The 21,898-nt window shown below is 73.4% G+C and carries 20 protein-coding genes; 10 read left to right on the forward strand and 10 right to left on the reverse strand.

What is annotated here, in order from left to right; translation table 11 throughout:
- Positions 1-7 precede the first annotated feature (7 nt).
- Positions 8-910, reverse strand: coding sequence for a helix-turn-helix domain-containing protein (locus AC3ERT_RS32935; protein WP_435178548.1), 903 nt, complete (start codon positions 908-910; stop codon positions 8-10).
- 309 nt (positions 911-1,219) lie between these two features.
- On the opposite strand from AC3ERT_RS32935, the gene AC3ERT_RS32940 reads away from it, so the two are divergent.
- Positions 1,220-2,470, forward strand: coding sequence for an NsdA family TPR-like regulatory protein (locus AC3ERT_RS32940; RefSeq protein WP_488180751.1), 1,251 nt, complete (start codon positions 1,220-1,222; stop codon positions 2,468-2,470).
- Between the two features lie 68 nt (positions 2,471-2,538).
- Here the strand turns inward: AC3ERT_RS32940 and AC3ERT_RS32945 are convergent, their stop codons facing one another.
- Entirely contained in the window at positions 2,539-3,189 is a 651-nt protein-coding gene (locus AC3ERT_RS32945; protein ID WP_435178550.1) for a biliverdin-producing heme oxygenase, read from the reverse strand.
- 214 nt (positions 3,190-3,403) lie between these two features.
- Here AC3ERT_RS32945 and AC3ERT_RS32950 point away from each other — a divergent pair, with 214 nt between their 5' ends.
- Positions 3,404-4,192 carry a bifunctional DNA primase/polymerase gene (locus AC3ERT_RS32950; protein ID WP_435178552.1) on the forward strand — a complete coding sequence of 263 codons (789 nt, stop codon included), beginning with the start codon at positions 3,404-3,406 and terminating at the stop codon, positions 4,190-4,192.
- 74 nt (positions 4,193-4,266) lie between these two features.
- Here the strand turns inward: AC3ERT_RS32950 and AC3ERT_RS32955 are convergent, their stop codons facing one another.
- Positions 4,267-5,301: an SCO2278 family lipoprotein gene (locus AC3ERT_RS32955; RefSeq protein WP_435178554.1), complete on the reverse strand. Its 1,035-nt coding sequence runs from the start codon at positions 5,299-5,301 to the stop codon at positions 4,267-4,269.
- Between the two features lie 62 nt (positions 5,302-5,363).
- Positions 5,364-6,221: a type I methionyl aminopeptidase gene (gene map / locus AC3ERT_RS32960; RefSeq protein ID WP_435178556.1), complete on the reverse strand. Its 858-nt coding sequence runs from the start codon at positions 6,219-6,221 to the stop codon at positions 5,364-5,366.
- Positions 6,222-6,338: 117 nt separating this feature from the next.
- Here map and AC3ERT_RS32965 point away from each other — a divergent pair, with 117 nt between their 5' ends.
- The 4 genes from AC3ERT_RS32965 (at position 6,339) to AC3ERT_RS32980 (ending at position 9,008) form a co-directional block, all read left to right on the forward strand.
- Complete coding sequence (locus AC3ERT_RS32965; protein ID WP_335982630.1) at positions 6,339-6,533, forward strand: hypothetical protein; 195 nt, start codon at positions 6,339-6,341, stop codon at positions 6,531-6,533.
- A gap of 184 nt (positions 6,534-6,717) precedes the next feature.
- Entirely contained in the window at positions 6,718-7,974 is a 1,257-nt protein-coding gene (locus AC3ERT_RS32970) for an MFS transporter (RefSeq protein ID WP_435178571.1), read from the forward strand.
- Between the two features lie 45 nt (positions 7,975-8,019).
- Positions 8,020-8,739, forward strand: a complete 720-nt coding sequence (gene npdG / locus AC3ERT_RS32975) for an NADPH-dependent F420 reductase (protein WP_335982635.1) — start codon at positions 8,020-8,022, stop codon at positions 8,737-8,739.
- A 74-nt stretch (positions 8,740-8,813) separates the two neighbouring features.
- The gene (locus AC3ERT_RS32980) at positions 8,814-9,008 is read left to right on the forward strand and encodes a hypothetical protein (protein WP_335982639.1); all 195 of its coding nucleotides are present in this window, start codon (positions 8,814-8,816) and stop codon (positions 9,006-9,008) included.
- Between the two features lie 26 nt (positions 9,009-9,034).
- Here the strand turns inward: AC3ERT_RS32980 and AC3ERT_RS32985 are convergent, their stop codons facing one another.
- Positions 9,035-9,820 (reverse strand): site-2 protease family protein, encoded by a 786-nt coding sequence (locus AC3ERT_RS32985; RefSeq protein ID WP_335982642.1) that lies wholly within the window; start codon positions 9,818-9,820, stop codon positions 9,035-9,037.
- A gap of 217 nt (positions 9,821-10,037) precedes the next feature.
- On the opposite strand from AC3ERT_RS32985, the gene AC3ERT_RS32990 reads away from it, so the two are divergent.
- The gene (locus AC3ERT_RS32990; RefSeq protein ID WP_435178558.1) at positions 10,038-13,532 is read left to right on the forward strand and encodes an AfsR/SARP family transcriptional regulator; all 3,495 of its coding nucleotides are present in this window, start codon (positions 10,038-10,040) and stop codon (positions 13,530-13,532) included.
- A 68-nt stretch (positions 13,533-13,600) separates the two neighbouring features.
- Here the strand turns inward: AC3ERT_RS32990 and AC3ERT_RS32995 are convergent, their stop codons facing one another.
- The 5 genes from AC3ERT_RS32995 to panB form a co-directional block, all read right to left on the reverse strand.
- Entirely contained in the window at positions 13,601-14,431 is an 831-nt protein-coding gene (locus tag AC3ERT_RS32995) for an ABC transporter permease (RefSeq protein ID WP_335982646.1), read from the reverse strand.
- The gene (locus AC3ERT_RS33000) at positions 14,428-15,480 is read right to left on the reverse strand and encodes an ATP-binding cassette domain-containing protein (protein WP_435132920.1); all 1,053 of its coding nucleotides are present in this window, start codon (positions 15,478-15,480) and stop codon (positions 14,428-14,430) included. The genes AC3ERT_RS32995 and AC3ERT_RS33000 overlap by 4 nt, the downstream gene beginning before the upstream one ends.
- Positions 15,481-15,604: 124 nt before the next feature.
- On the reverse strand, positions 15,605-16,312 hold the full coding sequence (locus AC3ERT_RS33005) for an anti-sigma factor family protein (RefSeq protein WP_435178573.1): 708 nt from the start codon (positions 16,310-16,312) through the stop codon (positions 15,605-15,607).
- A gap of 5 nt (positions 16,313-16,317) precedes the next feature.
- Positions 16,318-16,809, reverse strand: a complete 492-nt coding sequence (locus AC3ERT_RS33010) for a sigma-70 family RNA polymerase sigma factor (protein WP_335982774.1) — start codon at positions 16,807-16,809, stop codon at positions 16,318-16,320.
- A gap of 339 nt (positions 16,810-17,148) precedes the next feature.
- Positions 17,149-18,012: a 3-methyl-2-oxobutanoate hydroxymethyltransferase gene (gene panB, locus AC3ERT_RS33015; RefSeq protein WP_335982650.1), complete on the reverse strand. Its 864-nt coding sequence runs from the start codon at positions 18,010-18,012 to the stop codon at positions 17,149-17,151.
- Positions 18,013-18,272: 260 nt separating this feature from the next.
- On the opposite strand from panB, the gene AC3ERT_RS33020 reads away from it, so the two are divergent.
- The 3 genes from AC3ERT_RS33020 to AC3ERT_RS33030 all read left to right on the forward strand — a co-directional run bounded on the left by AC3ERT_RS33020 (position 18,273) and on the right by AC3ERT_RS33030 (position 21,897).
- Entirely contained in the window at positions 18,273-19,868 is a 1,596-nt protein-coding gene (locus AC3ERT_RS33020; protein ID WP_335982652.1) for an MFS transporter, read from the forward strand.
- Positions 19,865-20,473 (forward strand): TetR/AcrR family transcriptional regulator, encoded by a 609-nt coding sequence (locus tag AC3ERT_RS33025; protein ID WP_335982653.1) that lies wholly within the window; start codon positions 19,865-19,867, stop codon positions 20,471-20,473. The genes AC3ERT_RS33020 and AC3ERT_RS33025 overlap by 4 nt, the downstream gene beginning before the upstream one ends.
- 503 nt (positions 20,474-20,976) lie before the next feature.
- Positions 20,977-21,897, forward strand: a complete 921-nt coding sequence (locus AC3ERT_RS33030; protein WP_435133053.1) for an endonuclease/exonuclease/phosphatase family protein — start codon at positions 20,977-20,979, stop codon at positions 21,895-21,897.
- The last annotated feature ends 1 nt before the right edge of the window (position 21,898 follow it).

Genomic DNA, 21,898 nt, shown 5'->3' on the forward strand with positions numbered 1-21,898 from the left:
ACCGGGCTCACGACGCGGCACCCTCCTCCGGCGTCCCGTGCTGCGTGTGTTCGTCCAGCAGGGCTCGTAGGAAGGTCAGGGAGGCGGCGGGGGGCAGTGCGGTGTCGCGCAGGGAGTCGAAGGCGATGCGCAGGGGTTCGACTTCCTCGGGGTCGTCGGTGAGGTGGCCGCTCCAACTTCCCTGGGTGTAGGCGACGGTGGCGCCGTTGCGCAGGTAGACCAGTTCCAGGGCGCTGCGAAGGTGGTGGGGTCCGGTGCCGTAGGGCAGTACGTGCAGGGCGACGCCTGGCCACTGGGCTGCCTCGATGAGGTGCTCCAGTTGTGCGGTCCACGTCTTGGGGTCGCGGGCCTTGCGGCGTAGGACGGCTTCGTCGATCAGGGCCCGGTAGTGCACCGGCTCGGGTCCGGTCAGCCGCGCGTGCCGGTCGAGCCGTGCCGTGACCTGCTCCTCGGCCTGTTCGTCGCTCAGTTGCGCGAGGTGCAGTTGCTCGTGTGCGTAGGCGCGGGTCTGGAGCAGGTCCGGGACGGTGCTGTTCGCGTATTCCTGGATGCCGGCCGCGTTCGCCTCGAACGGGGCGAGGCCGAGGACGAGTCGGTCCTTGGTCTCGCGTTTCGCCAGCCACCAGAGCCGCTCCAGCAGGTCCCCGGTCCCGTACACCGCGTCCAGCGCGCGGGCGGCTTGTACGGTGCCCAAGCGGCCGCCGGTCTCCAGGCGGTGCAGGTACGACTGCTCGTACCGGCATTTCTCGCCGAGTTGCACCAGGCTCATCCCGGAGCGTTCGCGTTCGTACGCGAGCCGGTTGGCGTACAGCGCCCGCGCCGAAAACCGGTCCACCGCCCGGACGTTCTTACCCCTGGCATTCCCGTTTCCGTTGCCGTCGCCGATCGTGCTGTCGTCGTCGTTCTCCATGCGGACGTCTCTTCCTTTTCTCCGATGTGGTCCGAAGGGTTCGGGTTCTGCTGCGACCGAGCTACGAGAGGTCCTCCAGCAATGCCGCTGGCGACAGGCGATGCGCTGGGTCCGTGTCCAGGCCCGCAAACCCAGTAGTTTCCTGCATGTCGATCTGCTGCTCCTCGGAACGGTGTCGGACCGGCCACGCCCCGGGGCCGGTTGCACGGCCGCCGGGGTCTCACCGTCCATCGAAGCCGTTCGGCGCGTGCGGGTGAGGAACCAGACAGGGGGCCAGAGAGGGGCCAGACTGGGGAGGAAGGGGGCCAGATGGCGAGCGAAATCGAACGGCGGCGCCGGTTCGGCGCGTACGTGGCACAGCTTCGGCGGCGGGCCGACAAGTCCCAGCGAACTCTTGCGCTGCGGCTGTCGGATCTGTCGGGCACGCAGTCGATCACCCGTAATGAAGTGTCACGTTGGGAGCGTGGCGAACGCATTCCGGATACCTGGCTGCCGTTTCTGGCCCAGGCGCTGGGAGTTCCCGCATCCGAGATGGAGCGGGCCGCCGCGTATGCCCGCAACGCTCCCGGTGGAGTTCTGCCCGGCCCGTCCGCCACCTTGGCGGAGCTGCTTCCCGACGGTGACCTCATGGCCCCCCTGAGTGCCCCACGAGGCCGACGGATCGGCGCCGAGACCGTGGCCGACCTGGCCGCCCGCGTACATGCCCTGCGCCTGGCCGACGACGTGCTTTCCGGCGGCGACCTGATCGAACCGGCTTTCCGCGCACTCCATGCCGGGGTGCGCCTGCACCGAGAGGCGGCGTTCAGCGAAAGCACCGGTCGCGCACTGCTCGTGCAGATCGGGGAGCTGGCCCAGATCGCGGGCTGGATCGCGTCGGACGCCGGACGCCACTCGGACGCCGAACGGGCCTACACGCTCGGTATCTCCGCCGCACGCCAGGCCGGTGACCGGCCGCTGGTCGCCAACCTCGCCGGGTCCCTCGCCTACCAGCACTCCAACACCGGCCGGGAACGCGAGGGGATCGACCTCGCCCACGCGGCGGTGGACGAAGCCGGACCGGACGCGCCGCCGAAGACCCGAGCCCTGTTCCTCGACCGGGTCGCATGGGCCCACGCGAAGGCCGGGGAAGCGCGGTCCGCCATCCAGGCACTCGGTGACGCCCACGACGCACTCGGATCAGCGGACACCGACGACGCACCCGCCTGGGCCTACTGGGTCACCCAGGCGGAACTGGAGGTGATGGACGCCCGCGCCTACACCGAACTGCGCCGGCCGCTCCGGGCGGTCCCCCTGCTCGAAGACGTGCTCGGCCGGTACGACGCCACGCACACCCGCGAGGTGGCGCTCTACCGTTCGTGGCTGGCCGTGGCCCTCGCCGATGCGAACGAGCCCGAGCGCGCGGTGGAAGAGGCGCACCGCACCATCGACGTGTCCGGCGACCTCACCAGCACGCGCACCTCCGAACGCGTCCGCGTCGTCCTCACCAGACTCCGCGCGTACGACGACCTGCCGGAGGTCCGCGACCTGATGAACGCCCACGGCCACCTCCTCCTCATCTGACCGTCCTCCGCCCGGGCCCCCGGGGGGATCAGCGCACCCGGGGGGCAATACGGCGCCGCCAAAAGACGTCAGGCGGTGGCGAGGTCGGCGAGGAGGGCGCCGTTGAAGGTGAAGGCGCGGCGGGACTCGGCGATGACGCGGGCCTGTTCGGGGGCGTCGAGGGGGAGCGCGTCGAGCAGGGCGCGGTAGGACCGCTTGAAGGCGGCGGGGTTGGGGATGCCGTCAAAGACGTAGAAGCGGACGCCGTCCCCCTTGTGGTCGAACCCCCAGGTCTTCTGCGCGGTGTCGCGCACGACCTGCCCGCCGGAGAGGTCCCCGAGGTAGCGGGTGTAGTGGTGGGCGACGTAGCCCGCCGGCCAGGTCTCCGCGACCTCGGCGATGCGGGCGGCGTACGCGGCGGTGGCGGGCACGGGGGTGGCCCGTTGCTGCCAGCCGGGCCCGCGCAGGTGTGCGAGGTCCCGCTCCAGGGAGGGCACCCGGGAGAGCTCGGGGAAGAGGAAGGGACCGGCCACGGGGTCGCCGGCGAGCGCGGCCGCGCCGTCCTCCAGCGCGCGGTAGACGAACCACAGCTGCTCGGTGTAGCGGGCGTACGCCTCGACGCCGAGCCGCCCGCCGAGCATGTCGCTCATGAACGAGGTGTTGTTGACCTCGGTGTGCAGGTCCTGGCTCGCGGTGCGGATGACGGTCGAGAAGGGCGTGGCGACAGGCAGCGGCGGCAAGGCGGTCTCCCGGAAGTCAACGAGTTAGGTATACCTAAGTAAGACGTGCCGCGTTCGATCGGTCAAGGTCTTGCCGACATCTCGTCGGTAAAGGTTGCACGGGAAGACTTCCACCCCGAGTGGCTGTTCAATCCAGGTAGGAGGCAGGATTGCCTCCACCGTCGGCGTACCGTGTCGGGTATCGCGGTGGCCCAGGGGCGAGGGAAGGAGCTCGATGGCAGGCAGGAACAGGTTGTCCGACTGGTTGCGCCGCGGCGCGGACAGCGGCTCGTCCGCCTCGTCCGCCTCTCCCGCCGAGCGCCCCACCCGCCCGGTCCGCCCCGCCCGGACACCGCGCGGCGCGCGCGGCTCCCGCTCCGGCCCCGACCCGCGGCGCGACGAGCTGACCCGGGCCGCGGCCGTGGCCGGCTTCCGGCTGGTCCCGGCGGCCCACCCGGAGAACTACGGCTGTTCCTGCGAGCGGATCGGCTGTCCGATCCCCGGCCTGCACCCGGTCTCGCTCGCCTGGCAGACCCAGGCGTCCACCGATCCCCAGCGCGTCGAGGACTGGCTGCGCACCCACCCGCTGGCGAACTTCGTCACTGCGACCGGCATCGGCCACGACGTGCTCGACGTGCCCGCGGACGCCGGCCGGCTCGCCCTGGAGCGGCTGACGGCCGACGCGGCGACGCTCGGGCCGGTCGCCGCCCACGGCGAGGAGCGGCTGCTGTTCTTCACCGCCACCCGCGGCACCCCCGCCGACGAGGACGAGTGGTGGCCCTGCGCGCTGGACAGCCACCCCGAGACCGCCGACGAGCACCCCGGCATCCGCTGGCACTGCCGCGGCAGTTACGTCCTGCTGCCGCCCGCGCGGCTGCCCTCCGGCCACAGCGTCCAGTGGCTCGACGGCCACGGCCCGGACCTGCCGCTGCCCGACCCGCTGCCGGTGCTCGCCATCCTCACCGACGCCTGCGCCCAGTTCGGCTACGAGTTCGAGCCCGCGCCGGTCGCCTGGGGCCGCTGACACCGGCACGCCCGCCAGGCGCCGACCCGCACCGCCCGCCGGCGGCCCGGCCGATGGTTCGGCTCCCGGCCCGGTTACTCGCCCTTCGCCGAGACCAGGCCCGTCAGGTAGCTCACGAACGTGACCTTCGCGCCCGCCTTCTTCGGCGGCACCCGCACCATGCTCTGCGCCACCCGGTAGAGGGTGATCGACGTCTTCGGGGTGCCGGAGGTGAGCGCCTTGGTGTCGTCGTCGAGGGTGAGCGGGTGGTCGGCGCGGAAGGTCGCCCGCGACTGGTGGCGGGAGCCGAAGAAGACGACGGCGCCGCCGTCGGTGGTGCGCAGCGCGACCGGCGCGAAGTCGCCCGCGACATCGGCCTGGTCGGCGTACTGCGTCACGGTGCTGGCGGTGTGCGCGGACTTCGCGCGGCTGTCCTTGAGCCCGGAGGTGGCCGGCCCGTCCGCGAACACCCCGGCCGCGGCGGCCCCGTTCTTCCCGGACCCGGAACCGGACCCGCCGGAAGCACCGGAACCCCCGGACGCACCGGCACCGCTGTCCAGATAGTTCGCGTACTGCGCGCTCAACTGCCCCGGCTGCACCGCCAGATCGGTACCCGCCAGCGGCACCGCCTCGGCGTGCCCGTCCTTGTCGACGGCGAAGTCCGGCAGTTCGTCCGCCGTGGCCACCCCGAGGAAGTCCGCCTTCCACGGCTGCCCCGCCCCGCCGTGGCGGAACACCAGCAGCCAGCGCGCGTCCCCGTTGCGGTTCGTCTTCGCCTCCGCGACGAAGAACTTCGGCCAGCCGCGCTGCTCGGGGATGAGGAACTTCGCGTCGGAGAACTTCAGCGGCGAGTAACTCTTGTTCCCGCCCGGGTTGTTGGCGTGCTTCGCGCGTACCCCGGCCTGGTCGATCGCACCCAGCGGCCCCGCCTCGGCGGCGGTGATCGCCTGCTCGTCGTAGGCCTTGGTCGCCTTGTTGTTCTGCGCGGCGAAGTCCGCCAGCACCTTGGCCGCCTCGGCGGGCCGGAGCGACGGAACAAGTGCGCGCTCGCCGTGCACGGTCACGCAGCCGGCCAGCGGCACGGTCAGCGCGATGGCGGCGGCCCCGAGGCACAACCTGCGGCGGATCATGGCGCGTCGGCTCTCCTTCGTACCCGATGGGGATCGCCGCAAACCCTACCGGGCGCCGCCCGTCAGGGGAGCGTGAGGACCTCGGCGCCGTCGGCCGTCACGACCAGCGTGTGCTCGAACTGGGCCGTGCGCTTGCGGTCCTTGGTGACGACCGTCCAGCCGTCCGCCCACATGTCGTACTCGTGGGTGCCCAGCGTGAGCATCGGCTCGATGGTGAAGGTCATCCCGGGCCGCAGCACCGTGGTGGCCCGCGGGTCGTCGTAGTGCGGCACGATCAGGCCCGAGTGGAAGGCGGTGTGGATGCCGTGCCCGGTGAAGTCCCGCACCACGCCGTAGCCGAAGCGCTTGGCGTACGACTCGATGACCCGCCCGATCACATTGAGCCGGCGGCCCGGCCGGACCGCCTTGATCGCCCGGTTCAGCGCCTCCTCGGTGCGCTCCACCAGCAGCCGCGACTCCTCGCTCACGTCGCCCACGAGATACGTCGCGTTGCAGTCGCCGTGCACGCCGTGGATGAACGCGGTGACGTCGAGGTTGACGATGTCGCCGTCGCGCAGCACCGTCGAGTCCGGAATGCCGTGGCAGATCACCTCGTTGACGGAGGTGCAGATCGACTTGGGGAAGCCGCGGTAGCCCAGGTCGGAGGGGTAGGCCCGGTGGTCGACCATGTAGGTGTGGGCGATCCGGTCCAGTTCGTCCGTCGTCACCCCCGGCGCCACCGCCTTCGCGGCCTCGGCCATCGCCCGCGCCGCGATCCGCGAGGCGACCCGCATCCGTTCGACGGTCTCCTCGTCCTGCACCTCGGAGCCGGTGTACGCGGCGGGGCCCGGCCGGCCGACGTACTCGGGCCGCGGGATCGACCCCGGGACCTGGCGGGAGGGGGACAGAGTGCCGGGCACGAGCGGCGACTGACCAGACATGCCGACGAGTGTATCCACGGGAGATCGGGCACGATGAGGAGGTCCGGGCCGTGCGGCCGCCTACGGCGGGCGGCGTCGGGACACGGCCGGTGGCGGCCGCGAGCGAGGGAGAGCGTCATGGTGTTCCACAAGGCGGACAAGCCCGCGGGCAAGCCGGGCGAGTGGTTCTACTGCCTGAAGCACCAGCGGGTCGAGGAGGGGCCGGACTGCCCGGCGAAGAACCGCTTCGGGCCCTACCCGACCAAGGCGGAGGCCGAGCACGCGATGGAGCGGGTCGCGGAGCGCAACGACGACTGGGACGCCCAGGACTGAGCCCCCGGGCCCAAGGCACCGCCCGCCAGGCGCCGTCCACCCGCCTGACCTGCACCGCGGGCGGCGGACGTGCCGGAAAACACGTTGCCCGCGCCCCCCTGCGCCCGGCAGATTCACCCGGGTGAAGCTGAAGCGTCTCCTGCCCGACCTCGCGCCCTGGCGCAGTTCCCGCGACTTCCGGCTGATGTGGACCGCGGGGGTGGTGACGAACTTCGGCAGCTTCCTGACGATGGTCGCGCTGCCGGTCCAGATCAAGGACATCACCGGCTCGGCGGTCGCGGTCGGCGCGGTGGGCGCGGTCGAGCTCGTGCCGCTGATCGTCTTCGGGCTCTACGGCGGCGCGCTCGCCGACGCCGTCGACCGCAAGACGCTGATCGTCGCCGCCGAGGCCGCGCAGGGCCTGCTGGTGGTCGGCCTGCTGGCCAACGCGCTCGCCCCGCACCCCGCGGTGTGGCCGCTGTACGCCGGCGCCGCCCTGTCCAGCGCGCTCGCCGGCCTGCAACGGCCCGCGCTGGACGCGATCGTGCCGCGCATCGTGCCCCGCGACCAACTGGCCGCGGCCGCCTCGTTGAACGCCCTGCGCTGGCAGATCGGCGCGATCGCCGGCCCCTCCGCCGCGGGCCTGGTCATCGCCTACGCGGGCCTGGGCTGGTCCTACGGCGTCGACGCGGCCACCTTCGCCGTCTCCGTCGCCCTCAGCGTGTTCCTGCGCCGCTCGCCCGCCGCCCACGACGCCCGCCCGCCGTCGCTGCGCGGCATCGCCGAGGGCGCCCGCTACGCCTGGAGCCGCAAGGAACTGCTGGGCACCTACCTGATCGACATGGCCGCGATGTTCTTCGCCTACCCGGCCGCGATCTTCCCCTTCCTCGCCGACGACCTGCACGCCCGCTGGTCGCTCGGCCTGATGTACGCCGCCGGGTCGGTCGGCTCGCTGCTGGTCAGCCTCACCAGCGGCTGGGCCACCCGGGTGCGGCGGCACGGCCGGATGGTGGTCTACGCGGCCGCCGGCTGGGGGCTGGCGATGGCCTGCGCGGGCTGGACCGCCCACATCTGGGTGGTGCTGGTCTTCCTCGGGGCGGCCGGCGCCTGCGACATGGTCAGCGGCATCGGCCGCTCCACCATGTGGAACGAGACCATCCCCGACTCCCTGCGCGGGCGGCTGGCCGGGATCGAGCTGCTGTCGTACTCCACCGGGCCGCAGCTCGGGCAGGTCCGCTCCGGCGGCGTCGCCGCGCTCGGCACCGCGCGGATCTCGGTCTGGTCCGGCGGGTTGGCCTGCGTCGCCTCCGTGGGCCTGCTGGCGCTGTTCCTGCCCGCCCTGATGGCGTACGACTCGCGGGACGCGCCTCCGGTGGAACCGGTCGCCTCCGCCGACGCCCCCGCCGACAGCCCGGCCGACGTCCCCGACGACGCGACCGCCGACGACGCGCTGCCCGCGTAGCCGCCCGGAAGCGGGCGGGAGGGCGGCCGGTGGGAAGATGGGGCCATGACCGCTGACGACGTGAAGAAGCCCGCCGCCAAGGACCCCTGGGCGCTGCCCGACGTGTCCGACCTGACCGTGGGGGTGCTGGGCGGCACCGGCGACCAGGGCCGGGGCCTGGCCTACCGCCTGGCGCGGGCCGGGCAGTCCGTGGTGATCGGCTCGCGCGACGCCGCCCGCGCCCAGGCCGCCGCGGACGAACTGGCCGCGGGCGAGTTCGGCGCCACCGGCGTGCAGGGCGCGGACAACGCCGAGTGCGCCCGCCGCAGCGACATCGTGATCGTGGCCGTCCCCTGGGAGGGCCACGCGAAGACCCTCGAGGCGCTGCGCGAGCCGCTCACCGGCAAGCTCGTCGTCGACTGCGTCAACCCGCTCGGCTTCGACAAGCAGGGCGCCTACGCGCTCACCCCCGACGAGGGCAGCGCCGCCCAGCAGGCCGCCGCGCTGCTCCCGGACTCCCGCGTCACCGCCGCCTTCCACCACCTGTCCGCGGTGCTGCTCCAGGACCCGGGGGTGGAGACGATCGACACCGACGTGATGGTGCTCGGCGACTCCCGCAAGGACACCGACCTCGTACAGGCCCTCGCCGGCCGCATCCCCGGCATGCGCGGTGTCTTCGCCGGACGCCTGCGCAACGCCCACCAGGTCGAGTCCCTGGTGGCCAACCTGATCTCCGTCAACCGCCGCTACAAGGCCCACGCCGGCCTGCGCCTCACCGACGTGTGACCGGCCCGGCCCCGGCCGAATCCCCCCGCCGAACTTCCCGCCGCACCCCCGACCAGCACAGGAGCCCGACCGCCATGCCCCGCCTCGCCCTCTACTCCCTGATCGTGTGCCTGCTGGCCGTGGCGGCCGCGGTGGTCTCCTTCGTCAACGGCCACTGGATCGGGGTGGTCTGGGTGCTGCTCGCCGGTCTGACCAGCAACATGTGCTGGTACTACTACCGCAGGGCCAAGCTGGCGGCGGCCGCCGGGCAGCAGCACACCGCCGGGTGAGGCGGCGCGGCAGTGTCCCGCGCCGCTCAGTGGCGCCAGAACTGGAAGAGGTAGTAGCCGTAGGACGGCATCCAGTCCGGCACCTTGAACCACGTCATGACGTGGTACATCGCGTTGAAGAACTTCACATTGACCGAGTGGATGTAGAGCACCCCGAAGACCGCGAGCATCCCGAACGGCGCGAACGGCTGCACCTGCCGGCGCACCTCGTACGACAGCCACGGCTCCAGCACGCCGTAGCCGTCGAGGCCCGGGATCGGCAGGAAGTTCATGATCGCCGCGGTCACCTGGAGCAGCCCGAGGAACCCCAGGGCGGCCCGGAAGTCCTGCGGCCAGGAGTCGGCGAGACCGAGCGTGAAGGGCAGCATCAGCAGCACCGCGAAGGCCACGTTGACCAGCGGGCCCGCCGCCGAGATCAGGCTGTGCCGCAGCCGGCCGCGGATGCGGTTGCGCTCGATGAGCACCGCGCCGCCCGGCAGGCCGATACCGCCCAGGACCACGAAGATCAGCGGCAGCAGGATCGACAGCGCCGCGTTGGCGTACTTCAGCGGGTTCAGCGTCAGATAGCCCTTGGCCTCGATGCTGGTGTCGCCGCTGTGCAGGGCGGTGCGGGCGTGCGCGTACTCGTGCAGGCACAGCGAGAACAGCCAGCCGGAGAGCACGAACAGGAACACCGCGAAGCCGGCGTCGGACGCGTAGCCCGACCACACCGCCCAGCCGGAGACCACCATCACCGCGGTGATGCCGAGGAACACCGGGCTGATCCGGCGGTTCTCGCCTCTCCTGGTCATACGCAGCGGGGTGACGGTCATGTACGGGCTCCTCGCGGGGCGGGGTTCGGGTGCGGTGCCGCCCGATCATGCCATCCCGGGCGGGCTCGGACACGTGCCTCGTCCGCAGAACGGACGGCGGCCGGCCCCGGTTCCGCCCGGTGCGCCACCCGGGGGACGGCCTGCACCGGCCCGAGCGGCCCGTACCGGGCGCCGCACCTCGTGACACCGGCCGCGCCGACTCCGTAAGAATGGGGCCGTGCGATACACGATCCTCGGCCCCACCCAGGCCCTGCGGGAGGACGGCGCCCCCGTCGCCCTCGCGGGCGGGCGCCTGCGCGCGCTGCTCACCGCGCTGGCGCTGCGGCCCGGCCGGGTGGTCGGCGCGGACGCCCTGATCGACGAGGTGTGGCAGGGCGAGCCGCCCGCCGACGCCGTCGGCGCGCTCCAGGCCCTGGTCGGACGGCTGCGGCGGGCGCTGGGCCACGACGCGGTCGCCTCGCTCGGCGGCGGCTACCGGCTCCAGGCCGCCCGCGACGACGTGGACCTGTACCGCTTCGAGCGGCTCGCCGAGGAAGGCGCCCGGGCCCTGGCCGACGGCGACCCGGTCAAGGCCGGCGGGCTGCTCGGCGACGCGCTCGCGCTGTGGCGCGGCCCCGCGCTGGCCGACCTGCCCGACCGCGGCACCGCCGCCGTCCGCAGCGAGGCCCTGCGGCTGGACGCCCACCGGCACCGCCTCACCGCCGACCTCGCCCTCGGCCGGGCCGGGCAGGTGCTGCCCGAACTCGCCGAACTGGCCGCCGCGCACCCGCTGGACGAGCCGCTGCGCGCCCTGCACCTGCGGGCCCTGCGCGCCGCCGGCCGCACCGCGGAAGCCCTCACCGCCTACGAGGCGGTCCGCCGGGACCTGGCCGAGCAACTCGGCACCGACCCCGGCGAGGAGCTGCGCCGCCTGCACGCGGAACTCCTTCAGCCCCCGCATGTCCAGCCCCCGCCCGCCGAGCCCGCCCCGGACGCCGCGCGCACCCCGGACACCGCGCCGCCGCCCGGCGCGAACGGCTCCGGACCCGCCGGGTGGACGTACGACCGCACGCCCGGCGCCGGGGCGGAACCGCGCGGCGGCACCGTGGGCGCGCCCGGCAACGCCCGGGCACGGCTGACCAGCTTCGTGGGCCGGGAGCGGGACCTCGCGGCGGTGCGGCACGACCTGGCGCAGGGCCGGCTGGTGACGATCACCGGGCCGGGCGGCACCGGCAAGACCCGGCTGTCGCAGGAGGCCGGGGACCTGGTCGCGGGCCGCTGGCCGGACGGCGTCTGGTACGCCGAACTGGCCCCGGTCAGCGACCCGCGCACCCTCCCCGAAGCGGTGATCAGCTCGCTCGGGCTGCGCGAGACGCTGCTGCACCACGGCAGCGCCGCCGGGGTGGCGCTCGCGGCCGAGGCGGCCGGCGCGCGCGACGCGACCCGGCAGCTCGTCGACTACTGCACCGGCCGCGAACTGCTGCTCGTCCTGGACAACTGCGAGCACGTCATCGACGCGGCCGCCGCCCTCACCGCGTCGCTGCTCGCCTCCTGCCCGCGCCTGTCGGTGCTCGCCACCAGCCGCGAACCGCTGGGCGTGCCGGGCGAGCTGGTGCGGCCGCTGGACCCGCTGCCGGACCCGACCGCGCTGCGGCTGCTCGCCGACCGCGGCGCCGCCGCCCGCCCCGGCTTCCGGGTCGACGACGACCCGGTGGCGTGCGCGGAGCTCTGCCGGCGGCTGGACGGCCTGCCGCTGGCGATCGAGCTGGCCGCGGCCCGGTTGCGCAGCCTCTCGCCGCGCCAGCTCGCCGACCGGCTCGACGACCGCTTCCGCCTGCTCACCGGCGGCAGCCGTACGCTCCTGCCGCGGCAGCAGACGCTGCGCGCCGTCGTGGACTGGTCCTGGGACCTGCTGGAGCCGGCCGAGCGGGTGCTGCTGCGCCGGCTCGCGGTCTTCCGCGGCGGCTGGACGCTGGACGCGGTCGAGGCGGTCTGCGCCGACCCGGCCCCCGGAACCGCCGACCCCGTGACCGGTGACCCCGCCCGCGGGGCGCCCGCCGAGTGGATAGCCCCGCCCGACACCGCCGCCCTGCTCGCCTCCCTCGTCGACAAGTCCCTGGTCCTCGCCGACCAGCGCGGCGACGGCACCCGCTACCGCATGCTGGAGACCATCTCCGAGTACGCCGCCGAGCGGCTCGACGCGTCCGGCGAGCGCGCCCTGATCGAGCGCCGCCACATCGTGCACTTCCGCGAGTACGTCCGCACCGCCGACCCGAAGCTGCGCGAGCGCGGCCAACTCCTGTGGTTCGAGCGGCTGGAGACCGAGCACGACAACCTGCGGGCCGCGCTGGGCCGGGCGGTGGCGGGCGGCGACGAGCAGGAGGCGCTGCTGCTGGTGATCGGCTGCGCCTGGTTCTGGGAGGTGCGCAACTACGTCTCGGAGCGCAGGCACTGGCCCGCCGCGGTCGTCGCGCTCGGCCCCGACCCGTTCGCCGAGCCGCCGAGCCTGGTGCCGCTGGAGCGCGGCCTGCTGGACGACCCGCCGCCGCTGGAGGGCGAACAGCTGCTGGAGGCCCGCCGCTACGTCCACGTCATGGAGCTGTCCAGTCATGACGGCGAGGACGACTGGTGGTCGAACGAGCGGATCATCCGGGCCGGCGCAGCCCTCATCGAGACCTACCCGCCGCACCTGCCGCAGTCGGCCCGCCAGCCCGGCATCACCCGCGCCTTCGGGGCGTTCTTCTCCGGCGACTTCGACCGGGTGCACGAGCTGATGAACGAGACCATCGAGTGCTGCCGGCGCTTCGGCCGGACCTGGGAGCTGGCCTACACCCTGCAACTGCGGGCGAAGGTGAACAACGACATCAGCGAACGGCTCGACCTCTCACTGGCCGACATCGGCGAGAGCCGGCGGCTGTTCGAGCGGATCGGCGACGAGTGGGGCACCGCGGAGACCCTGTCGGGGGAGGCCGAGGCGGCGGGCAACATGGGCGACTGGCAGCGCGCGGCCCGCTGCTGCCGCGAGGGCATCGTGCTGGCCCGCAAGGTCGGCGCGCACCAGCACGTGCCGGTGGTGCTGGTCCGGCTCGGCGAGGCGCTGGCGAGCCTGGGCGAGGTGGAGGAGGGCGAGCGGGTGATGCGCGAGGGCATCGCCGACGCCGAGCGGTTCGGCAACGCCAGCTTCGGCGCCGCCTTCTACGGCCGGGTGCAGCTGGCGGGCCTGCTCTCCCGGCTGGACCGGGTGCCCGAGGCGCTGGCCCTGGTCGAGCGGACTGTCGCGGAGAGCAAGGAGAACGCCTTCCCGGTGCCCGGGTTCGTCGACGGGATGCTCGAGGGCGTCCGCGGCTACCTCGTCGGCCGCTCCGGTGACCCGGCCGGCGGCCTGGCCATCCTCTCCGCGGGCGTCAACGCGATGAACGCCCACCCGCTGGCCCGGGTGATCGCCCCCCGGGTGGCGATGGTGATGACGCCCGCCGTCGCCGAACTGCTGCTGCTCCTCGGTGCGGCCGAGCCCGGCGCCGGGCCGGCCCGGCTGACCCGGGCGGTCCGGCTGCTGGCGGCGCACGACCGGCTGCGGCCGGTGGCGATCCCGCCGCTGGAGAAGCGGGACATCGAACGGACCCGCGCCCGGCTGCGCGAACTGCTCGGCGAGGACGGCTACGCCGCCGCGTACGCCGAAGGCGACGGCCTCGACGTCGCCGGGGCCGTCGCCTTGATGTGCGACGTGGACTGACCGCTCCTCGGGGCCCGTACGGGCCGGGCTCCTCGCGGGCCGGGCCGCCCGCCGGGGCCCGCCGTGGATCAGGTCTTCTTGCGGAAGCGGGCGACCGCCAGCGGCGCGGTGACCGCGGTGATGCCGACCGCCCAGGCCAGTGTCATCCACACCGAGTGCGCCACCGCCCCGCCGTTGATCAGCGCCCGGGAGGCGTCCGCGAGGTTGGAGAGCGGATTGACCTTGGTGAAGTTGTGCAGCCACCCCGGCATCGTGGTCGGACTGGCGAAGATCGAACTGCCGAACTGCAACGGCATCAGTACGAGCATGCCCACCCCCTGCACCGCCTGGGCGGTCTTCATGGTCAGGCCCAGCAGAATGAAGATCCACATCAGCGAGGCGCCGAAGACCACGGACAGCACGATCGCCGCCGCCAGGTGCATCACGTCCGTCCCGATGGACATGCCCAGCGCGAAGCCCATGCCCAGCAGGATGGCGATCGCGATCAGCAGTCGGCCGACCTCCACCACGATCTTCGCGATCAGCACCGTGGACCGGGCGATCGGCATGGTGCGGAACCGGTCCATGACCCCCTTGCGGAAGTCGTCGTTGATGCCGCTGCCGACCGCCATGGACAGGTTCATGCCCATCATCGCCATCAGCCCGGGCACCACGTAGTTCACGTACTCGTGCTGGTGGCCCTTGCCGGAGATCGCGCCGCCGAAGACGTACACGAACAGCAGGGTGAAGATCACCGGCATCAGCACCGCGTCGAACATCGACTCGGGGTCCTGCCTGATCTGGAGCATGTTGCGGCGCGCGAGGGCGCCGATGTGCCGCAGGTTGGCCCGCAGGCCGATCCTGCCCTCGTCCGAGGCGACCCGCGCCGGGGCGGTCACCGTCGCCGTCGCGGTGCTCATACCGGGACCTCCACGTTCTCCGTCGTGTCCTGCGCACGGTCGGCCGTGCCGTCCGCGTCCTGCTGCTCCCCGGGCGCCGCCGAGGACTTCTGGCCGGTGATGGCGAGGAACACCTCGTCCAGGCTGGGCAGATGGGTGTCGATGTGCGCGATGCCGTAGCCGCGCGAGCCCAGCACGCCCACCACCGCGGTGAGCTGGTCGTCGCTGAGGATCGGCACGCTGACCAGGCCGTCCTCGTCGATCCGGGCGCCGGCGACGCCGTCCAGGCCCGCCGACGCGATCGCGTCGGCCATTCCGGCCGCCGCGGCCGGCTCGCTCGGCCTGATCCGCAGGGTCCGGCCGCCGACCTTCGCCTTCAGCTCGGCCACCTTGCCGCCGGCGATGATCCGGCCGCGGTCGATGACCGTCAGCTCGTTCGCGAGCTGCTCGGCCTCCTCCATGTACTGCGTGGTGAGCAGCACCGTGGCGCCGTCGGCGACCATCCGCTGCACCTCGTCCCACACCTCGTTGCGGGTGCGGGGGTCCAGGCCCGTGGTCGGCTCGTCCAGGTAGAGCACCGCGGGCCGGCCGATCATGCTCGCCGCCAGGTCCAGCCGGCGGCGCATCCCGCCGGAGTACTGCATCGCCGGCCGCTTGGCGGCCTCCGTGAGCGAGAACCGCTCCAGCAGCTCGTCCGCGCGGGCCCGGGCGTCCTTGCGGGGCAGGTCCAGCAGCCGCCCGATCATGTACAGGTTCTCCCGGCCGGACAGCTTCTCGTCCACCGAGGCGTACTGCCCGGTCAGGCCGATCACCCGGCGCAGCTGCCGGGGCTGCCTGAGGACGTCGAAGCCCGCCACCCGCGCGGTGCCCGCGTCCGGCTGCACCAGCGTGGACAGCACCCGTACCAGCGTGGTCTTGCCGGCCCCGTTCGGGCCGAGCACGCCGAGTACCGTGCCCTGGCGCACCTCCAGATCCACCCCGTCCAGTGCCTTGGTCGGTCCGTAGTGCTTGACCAGACCGCGCACCTCGACGGCGGCGGTCCCACCGTTGTCTGTCAGTCGCGTCGTCATGTCCACCACCCTGCACGGGCTCACCGACACGGCACCGACATCCCGCCGACAGCGCCCTGTCGGCGGGATGTCGGCGGCCGGCGCCCCGCCCGACCGGTGGTACGGCGGGGGGCACCGCCGCAGGTCAGCCGGTGGTGCCGCGCGGCCGGTCGGTCGGCTGGGTGCCGGACTGCGGGATGGTCAGCAGCAGGGTGCCGTCGGCCGTGCGCACCTCGAACCGGTTGATCGCCGTCGGGTGCATGCCGGTGGCGCCGCTGACGGTCAGCGCCTGGGGATGCGCGCCCGTGCCGTAGCCGGCCTGCGGCACCGACCAGGTCGCGACCGTCTCCCGGGAGTCGTCGCGGCCGACCGCGTCCAGGTGGCAGTGGTCCGGCCCGTAGACCCCGGCCAGCCGCAGGCTCACCTCGGTGCCCCACGCCTTGTCCGTCAGGCCCACCACCGCCGACAGCCCGGTCGACGGGTCGCTCGCCGAGTCCTGCGCGGCGGCAGCAGGGGCAGCCGAGCCACCGCCGCGGGTGGCCAGCACCGCGATCGCCGGGCCGCCGACCACCAGCACCGCGGCCACCGCGACCGCGACCAGCCGGCGCCTGCGCCGCGCCCGGCGCTCACCGGCGACCTGCCGCAGCATCCGCTCCAGCAGCGCGTCGCCGGGCGGCCCGGGCATCCCGACACCGTCCGCGCGCAGTTCGGCGAGGACCGGCACCACGCCGCTCAGCTCGTCGAGCTGCCGCCCGCAGGCGTCGCACTCGGCGAGGTGCTCCTCGAACGCGGACATCTCCGCGTCGTCCAGCGCCCCGAGCAGGTAGGCGCCCACGTCCACATGGGGCGGCATGGGGGTCACGAGGTGGTCACCCCTCTCTCCTCCAGCGCGTTCCGTGCGGCGCGCAGCGCGTAGAAGACCCGGGAACGCACGGTCCCCGGCGGCAGCCCCAGCTCCTCGGCGGCCTCGCTGACCGTACGGCCCTTGAAGTACGTCTCCACGAGCGCCTCGCGGTGGGCTTCGGACAGGTCCTGGAGGGCGTCGGAGATCGTCATCAGGCGCAGCGAGCGCTCCAGTTCGTCGCGCGCGGGCAGCTGGTCGAGCACGGCGGGCGAGGTCTCCGGCGGGCGGGCCTGGCGGCTGCGGTGGCCGTCGATGACGATCCGGCGGGCCACCGTGATCAGCCAGGGCCGCAGGGAGCGGGCCCGCGGGTCGAGCCGGGCGGCGTTCTTCCAGGCCCGCAGCAGGGTTTCCTGGACGACGTCCTCGGCGAGGTGGCGGTCGCCCGCGACGAGCTTGAGGACATAGGTCAGCAGGGCGCCCGCGTGCTCGCGGTACAGGGCCCGCATGAGGTCTTCCTCCGGGCCCGAGCGGTCGGGGCCGAGGTCCGGCTCCGGGCCGGGACCGGGCGGGCGCACCGCGCCGGCCTGTTCCGGTATCTCCGGCGGGGGTCCGTCCACGGGCGCATCCTGCCGCACCGGCGGCTCCCGGTCGAGTTCGCGTATCGCGGATCGAGACATCGGCGGACGGCTTCCCGGAGGTGTGGAGGGTCGCCGCGGCCGCGGCGCTCACCGGTCCATACGGGCGCGGGGGCGGAATGTCTCAGATCGCGGGGTGAAAAGTCCGGGCGGGCCCGGCGTACCGGACCCGCCCGCCTGCGTCAGGTCAGTGGAAGGTGTGCTCCCCGCTCAGTGGAAGGTGTGCTCCGCCGCCGGGAACTCCCCGCCCACCACGTCCTGCGCGTACGCCTTCGCCGCGTCGCCCAGGGTGCGGCGCAGGTCCGCGTACTGCTTGGTGAAGCGCGGCACCTTCCCGCCGGTCATCCCCGCCATGTCGGTCCACACCAGCACCTGCGCGTCGGTGTCCGGCCCGGCGCCGATCCCGATCACCGGGATCTCCAGCGCGTTGGTGATCTCGGCGGCGACCTCCGCCGGCACCAGTTCGAGCACCAGCGCGAAGGCGCCCGCGTCCTGCGCGGCCTTCGCGTCCTGGACCAGGCGGTGTGCCGCCTCGTCGCCGCGGCCCTGGACGCGGTAGCCCAGGGTGTGCACGGACTGCGGGGTCAGCCCCATGTGCGCCATGACCGGGATGCCGGCCTCGACCAGCGCCTCGGTCTGCGCCAGCGAGCGCCGGCCCCCCTCCAGCTTCACCGCCCCGACGCCCGCCTCCTTTACCAGCCGGGTGGCGCTGCGCAGGGCCTGCACCGGGCCCTCCTGGTACGACCCGAAGGTCAGGTCGGCGACGATCAGGGCCCGCCGGGTGCCGCGCACCACGGCGGCGGACAGCATCGCCATGTGGTCGAGCGTGACCGGCACGGTGGTGTCGTAGCCGAGGTGGCAGTTCCCCATCGAGTCCCCGACGAGCAGCACCGGGATGCCGGCCTCGTCGAAGACCGACGCGGTCATCGCGTCGTACGCGGTGAGCATGGGCCACTTCTCGCCGCGCTCCTTGGCGGCGCCGAGGTCGCGCACGGTCACGCGGCGGGTGCCGGACCCGCCGTAGAGGGCTTTCGGGTTGTCGGCGGCCTTCTGGGCAGCCGGAAGCTGCGTCATGGTGACGGCTCCTTCAGTTGTCATCTCGAGGCGCCCTGACGGCGTCCCCGGACCACCTCCCATGCTGGCACGCCCGGCCCCGCCGGGAAACCCCCGGACCCGCCGGGAAACCCCCGGACCCGCCCGGCCGCCGCCCGCGGGCAACCCCCTCCCCGTGACCGTTCCCGGTTGCCGCGGCCGATCCGTGGCTGAGCTGGGGGCTTTGCCGGGGCTTTGCGATACGAGACGGGGTCGTATCGTAAAAGCGGTAGGCTCGGGGGATGGCCGCTGATGCGATAGTCACAAAAGTGCCCGAGGTGATCCATCGCCGCCGCTGGGCGATCCTCACCGTCCTGCTGTTCAGCCTGCTGGTCGTGGTGCTGGACAACTCGATCCTGAACGTGGCGATGAAGACGATCGCCCAGCCGGCCCCGACCGGGCTCGGCGCCAGCCAGAGCGAGCTGGAATGGGCGATCAACTCCTACACCCTGGTCTTCGCCGGCCTGCTGTTCACCGCCGGGCTGCTCGGCGACCGGCTGGGCCGCAAGAAGGTGCTGCTCGCCGGCATGTTCGTGTTCGGCGGCGGCTCGGCGCTCTCCGCGTTCGCGGGGACCGCCGGGCAACTGATCGCGTGGCGCGGGGTGATGGGCCTGGGCGGCGCGCTGATCATGCCGGCCACCCTGGCGATCATCATGAACGTCTTCGAGCGCGAGGAGCAGCCGCGCGCCATCGGCATCTGGGCCGGCGTGGTGGGCCTGGCGATCGCGGTCGGCCCGATCACCGGCGGGCTGCTGCTCCAGCACTTCTGGTGGGGCTCGGTCTTCCTGGTCAACGTGCCCATCGTGGTCGTCGCGCTGATCGCGATGTTCCTGATCGTGCCCGACTCCAAGGACCCCCGGCCCGGCCGGCTCGACCCGCTGGGCGTGCTGCTGTCCATCGCCGGCCTGGTACTGCTGATCTACGGCATCATCAAGGGCGGCCAGTACGGCGACTTCACCCGCCCCGAGGTGTGGGGCACCTCCGTGGCGGGCCTGGCCATCCTCGGGGTGTTCGTCTGGTACGAAGCCCGCAGCGACCACCCCGCCCTGGACGTGCGCTACTTCAAGAAGCGGCAGTTCGCCGCCTCCGTCGCCGCGATCGGCCTGGTCTTCTTCGCGCTGATGGGCGTGACCTTCTTCGTCGTCTTCTACAACCAGTCGGTGCGCGGCTACAGCGCCCTGCGCTCCGGGCTGCTGCTGATCCCGCTCGCCGCCTCGCAGATGATCTTCGCGCCGCGCGCCCGGCTGCTGGTCGACCGGATCGGCGCCCGCGCGGTGTGCGCGGGCGGCATGGTGCTGACCGGCATCGCCTTCCTCGGCTTCCTCCTGCTCGGCCGGACCACCCCGATCTGGGAGCTGGAGGTGCTGTTCTTCGTGATGGGCACCGCGATGGCGCACATCATGCCGCCCGCCACGGTGATGATCATGTCCGCGCTGCCGCGGGAGAAGGCCGGGTCCGGCTCGGCGGTCAACAACACCTTCCGCCAGGTCGGCGGCGCCCTCGGGGTGGCCGTGCTCGGCTCGGTGATGTCCACCGTCTACCGCAACGGCATCAGCTCCCACCTCGGCCACCTGCCCGCCGGCCAGCGGCACGCGGCTGGCGAGTCCATCGAGGCGACCCTCGGGGTGGCCCAGCGCCTCGGTCCGGGCGGCGCGAGCCTGGTGCGGCCCGCCGACGACGCGTTCATCCACGCCATGCACATCACCGCGACCGCCTCGGCGACCGTCGCGATCCTCGGGGGCGTCGTCGCCTACGTCTTCCTGCCGCCCAAGTCCGCGCTGTCCCCGGCGCCCGGCGGCGGCTCGGGAGAGCGGGAGATGGTGGGTGCCGAGCAGTGACGGAGGGCCTCTCCGGCCGCGGACGCCCGCGCAACGCCGCCGTCGACGGCACCGTCATCGACGCCGTCCTGCGGCTGATCGCCGACGGCACCCAGATCGGTGAGCTGACGATGGAGGGCATCGCCCGGCACGCGGGCGTCGGCAAGGCCACGCTGTACCGGCGCTGGCCCGGCAAGGAGGCGCTGCTGCTCGACGTGCTCGCCACCGTCGAGGGCCCGCCGCCACCGGCCGGCGCGGGCACCGGCGACCTGCGCGAGGACCTGGTCCGCGCGGTGGAGTTCATCCGCCGGCGCGGCCTCGCCAAGCGGGAGTCGGCGCTGCTGCGCACCATGGTGACGCAGATGCGGAGCAACCCCGGCCTGTGGCAGCGCTACCACGACACCGTGATCGCCGGCCGCCGCCGGATGCTCGTCGCGGTGCTGGAACGCGGCATCGCCAGCGGCGAGATCCGCCCCGAGCTGGGCGCCGACCTGGAACTGCTCTGCGACATGGTGGTCGGCCCGGTGCTGTCCCGCGCCACGCTCTACCCGGACGCGTCGCTCCCGGCGGACCTCGCCGACCGGGTGGTGGACACGCTGCTGGACGGGATGCGCCCGCGCGCCTGACCCGCGAACGGCCGCCGGAACGGCCACCGTCACGACCACCGGAACGGCCAACGGCCGCCGGCCGCTTATGTCCAGGTCTCGTCACAGTCCGGGCGATCCGTACCGCCCGCGGAACCCGCGACCCGCACCTGACCGTCGCTTCACATACGAATCCCGTAGAGTCGGTCGCTCGGAGTCGGCGACCGGTGACGGTACGACGGCGCTCCCTACCGGCGCGCGTGCCCGCGGCGGTACGACGGAGGTGCGGTACGGCGGATGCGCGTGCCGGGCGGATCCGCGTGCCGGGCGGCGCGGCGCCGCGGCGGTCGCGGCGATCACCGCGGCAGGCTCTAGGGTTCGAAGCACCGGCAAGTGGCAGGCAGGCAAGGACTTCTATGACCCAGGCGCAGAACGGCACGGACACCAGCACGGACGGCACGGACCCGGTGGGGCCGGACGCCGGGGCGGCCGGGGCCCGGGACCGGCTGCGCGCCCGCTTCCTGCGGTGGTGGCGGCCCGCGGGGATGTGGCGGCGCGGCATCGTCACGGCGGTGGTCGCCGTCGTGCTCGCCGGACTGCTGCTCTTCCACGCCGACGTGCCCAACCGGGTCGGCAACCTCGGCAGCCTGCTGGAGACGTTCCTGCCCTGGCTCGGCCTGCTCGTGCCGGTGCTGCTGGTGGTGGCGCTGCTGCGGCGCTCGGTCACCGCGCTGATCGCGGTACTGCTGCCGACCGCGGTCTGGTTCAACCTCTTCGGCGGGCTGCTCACCGACAAGGCCGGGACCGGCGGCAATCTCACGGTGCTCACGCACAACGTCAACGCCGACAACCCCGACCCGGACGGCACCGCCAAGGACGTGATCGCCGCGCACGCGGACGTGGTCGCGCTGGAGGAGCTGGCGGCCGGGCAGGTCGCCCGCTACAGCCGCGACCTGGCGGCCGCCTACCCCTACCACTCGGTGCAGGGCACCGTCGGGCTGTGGAGCAAGTACCCGCTCAGCTCGGTGCGTCCGGTCGACATCCGGCTCGGCTGGACCCGGGCGATGCGCGCCACCGCCGCCACCCCGCACGGCAAGGTCGCGGTGTACGTCGCGCACATGCCGTCCGTACGCGTCAAGTTCGACGCCGGGTTCACCGCCGGGCAGCGCGACCGGGCCGCCGACGCGCTCGGTTCGGCGATCGCCGCGGAGACCCTGCCGCACGTGGTGCTCCTCGGCGACCTCAACGGCACCATGAACGACCGCGCGCTCGCCTCCGTCACCTCGCAGATGCGCTCCACCCAGGGCGCCGCGGGCAACGGCATGGGCTTCAGCTGGCCGGCGTCCTTCCCGATGGCGCGGATCGACCAGATCATGGTCAAGGGCATCGAGCCGGTCTCGTCCTGGACGCTGCCCCGCACCGGCAGCGACCACCTGCCGGTGGCCGCCCGGCTCGACGTCCCCTGAC

It is taken from the genome of Actinacidiphila sp. bgisy145 (assembly GCF_057708125.1).

What these genes read in the sequence shown, in the direction of transcription:
- AC3ERT_RS32935 (WP_435178548.1), bottom strand. Translation starts at nt 910, where the DNA reads ATGGAGAACGACGACGACAGCACGATCGGCGACGGCAACGGAAACGGG.
- AC3ERT_RS32940 (WP_488180751.1), top strand. Translation starts at nt 1,220, where the DNA reads ATGGCGAGCGAAATCGAACGGCGGCGCCGGTTCGGCGCGTACGTGGCA.
- AC3ERT_RS32950 (WP_435178552.1), top strand. Translation starts at nt 3,404, where the DNA reads ATGGCAGGCAGGAACAGGTTGTCCGACTGGTTGCGCCGCGGCGCGGAC.
- AC3ERT_RS32955 (WP_435178554.1), bottom strand. Translation starts at nt 5,301, where the DNA reads ATGATCCGCCGCAGGTTGTGCCTCGGGGCCGCCGCCATCGCGCTGACC.
- map (WP_435178556.1), bottom strand. Translation starts at nt 6,221, where the DNA reads ATGTCTGGTCAGTCGCCGCTCGTGCCCGGCACTCTGTCCCCCTCCCGC.
- AC3ERT_RS32965 (WP_335982630.1), top strand. Translation starts at nt 6,339, where the DNA reads ATGGTGTTCCACAAGGCGGACAAGCCCGCGGGCAAGCCGGGCGAGTGG.
- AC3ERT_RS32970 (WP_435178571.1), top strand. Translation starts at nt 6,718, where the DNA reads ATGTGGACCGCGGGGGTGGTGACGAACTTCGGCAGCTTCCTGACGATG.
- npdG (WP_335982635.1), top strand. Translation starts at nt 8,020, where the DNA reads ATGACCGCTGACGACGTGAAGAAGCCCGCCGCCAAGGACCCCTGGGCG.
- AC3ERT_RS32980 (WP_335982639.1), top strand. Translation starts at nt 8,814, where the DNA reads ATGCCCCGCCTCGCCCTCTACTCCCTGATCGTGTGCCTGCTGGCCGTG.
- AC3ERT_RS32985 (WP_335982642.1), bottom strand. Translation starts at nt 9,820, where the DNA reads ATGACCGTCACCCCGCTGCGTATGACCAGGAGAGGCGAGAACCGCCGG.
- AC3ERT_RS32995 (WP_335982646.1), bottom strand. Translation starts at nt 14,431, where the DNA reads ATGAGCACCGCGACGGCGACGGTGACCGCCCCGGCGCGGGTCGCCTCG.
- AC3ERT_RS33000 (WP_435132920.1), bottom strand. Translation starts at nt 15,480, where the DNA reads ATGACGACGCGACTGACAGACAACGGTGGGACCGCCGCCGTCGAGGTG.
- AC3ERT_RS33005 (WP_435178573.1), bottom strand. Translation starts at nt 16,312, where the DNA reads ATGCCGCCCCATGTGGACGTGGGCGCCTACCTGCTCGGGGCGCTGGAC.
- AC3ERT_RS33010 (WP_335982774.1), bottom strand. Translation starts at nt 16,809, where the DNA reads ATGCGGGCCCTGTACCGCGAGCACGCGGGCGCCCTGCTGACCTATGTC.
- panB (WP_335982650.1), bottom strand. Translation starts at nt 18,012, where the DNA reads ATGACGCAGCTTCCGGCTGCCCAGAAGGCCGCCGACAACCCGAAAGCC.
- AC3ERT_RS33020 (WP_335982652.1), top strand. Translation starts at nt 18,273, where the DNA reads ATGGCCGCTGATGCGATAGTCACAAAAGTGCCCGAGGTGATCCATCGC.
- AC3ERT_RS33030 (WP_435133053.1), top strand. Translation starts at nt 20,977, where the DNA reads ATGTGGCGGCGCGGCATCGTCACGGCGGTGGTCGCCGTCGTGCTCGCC.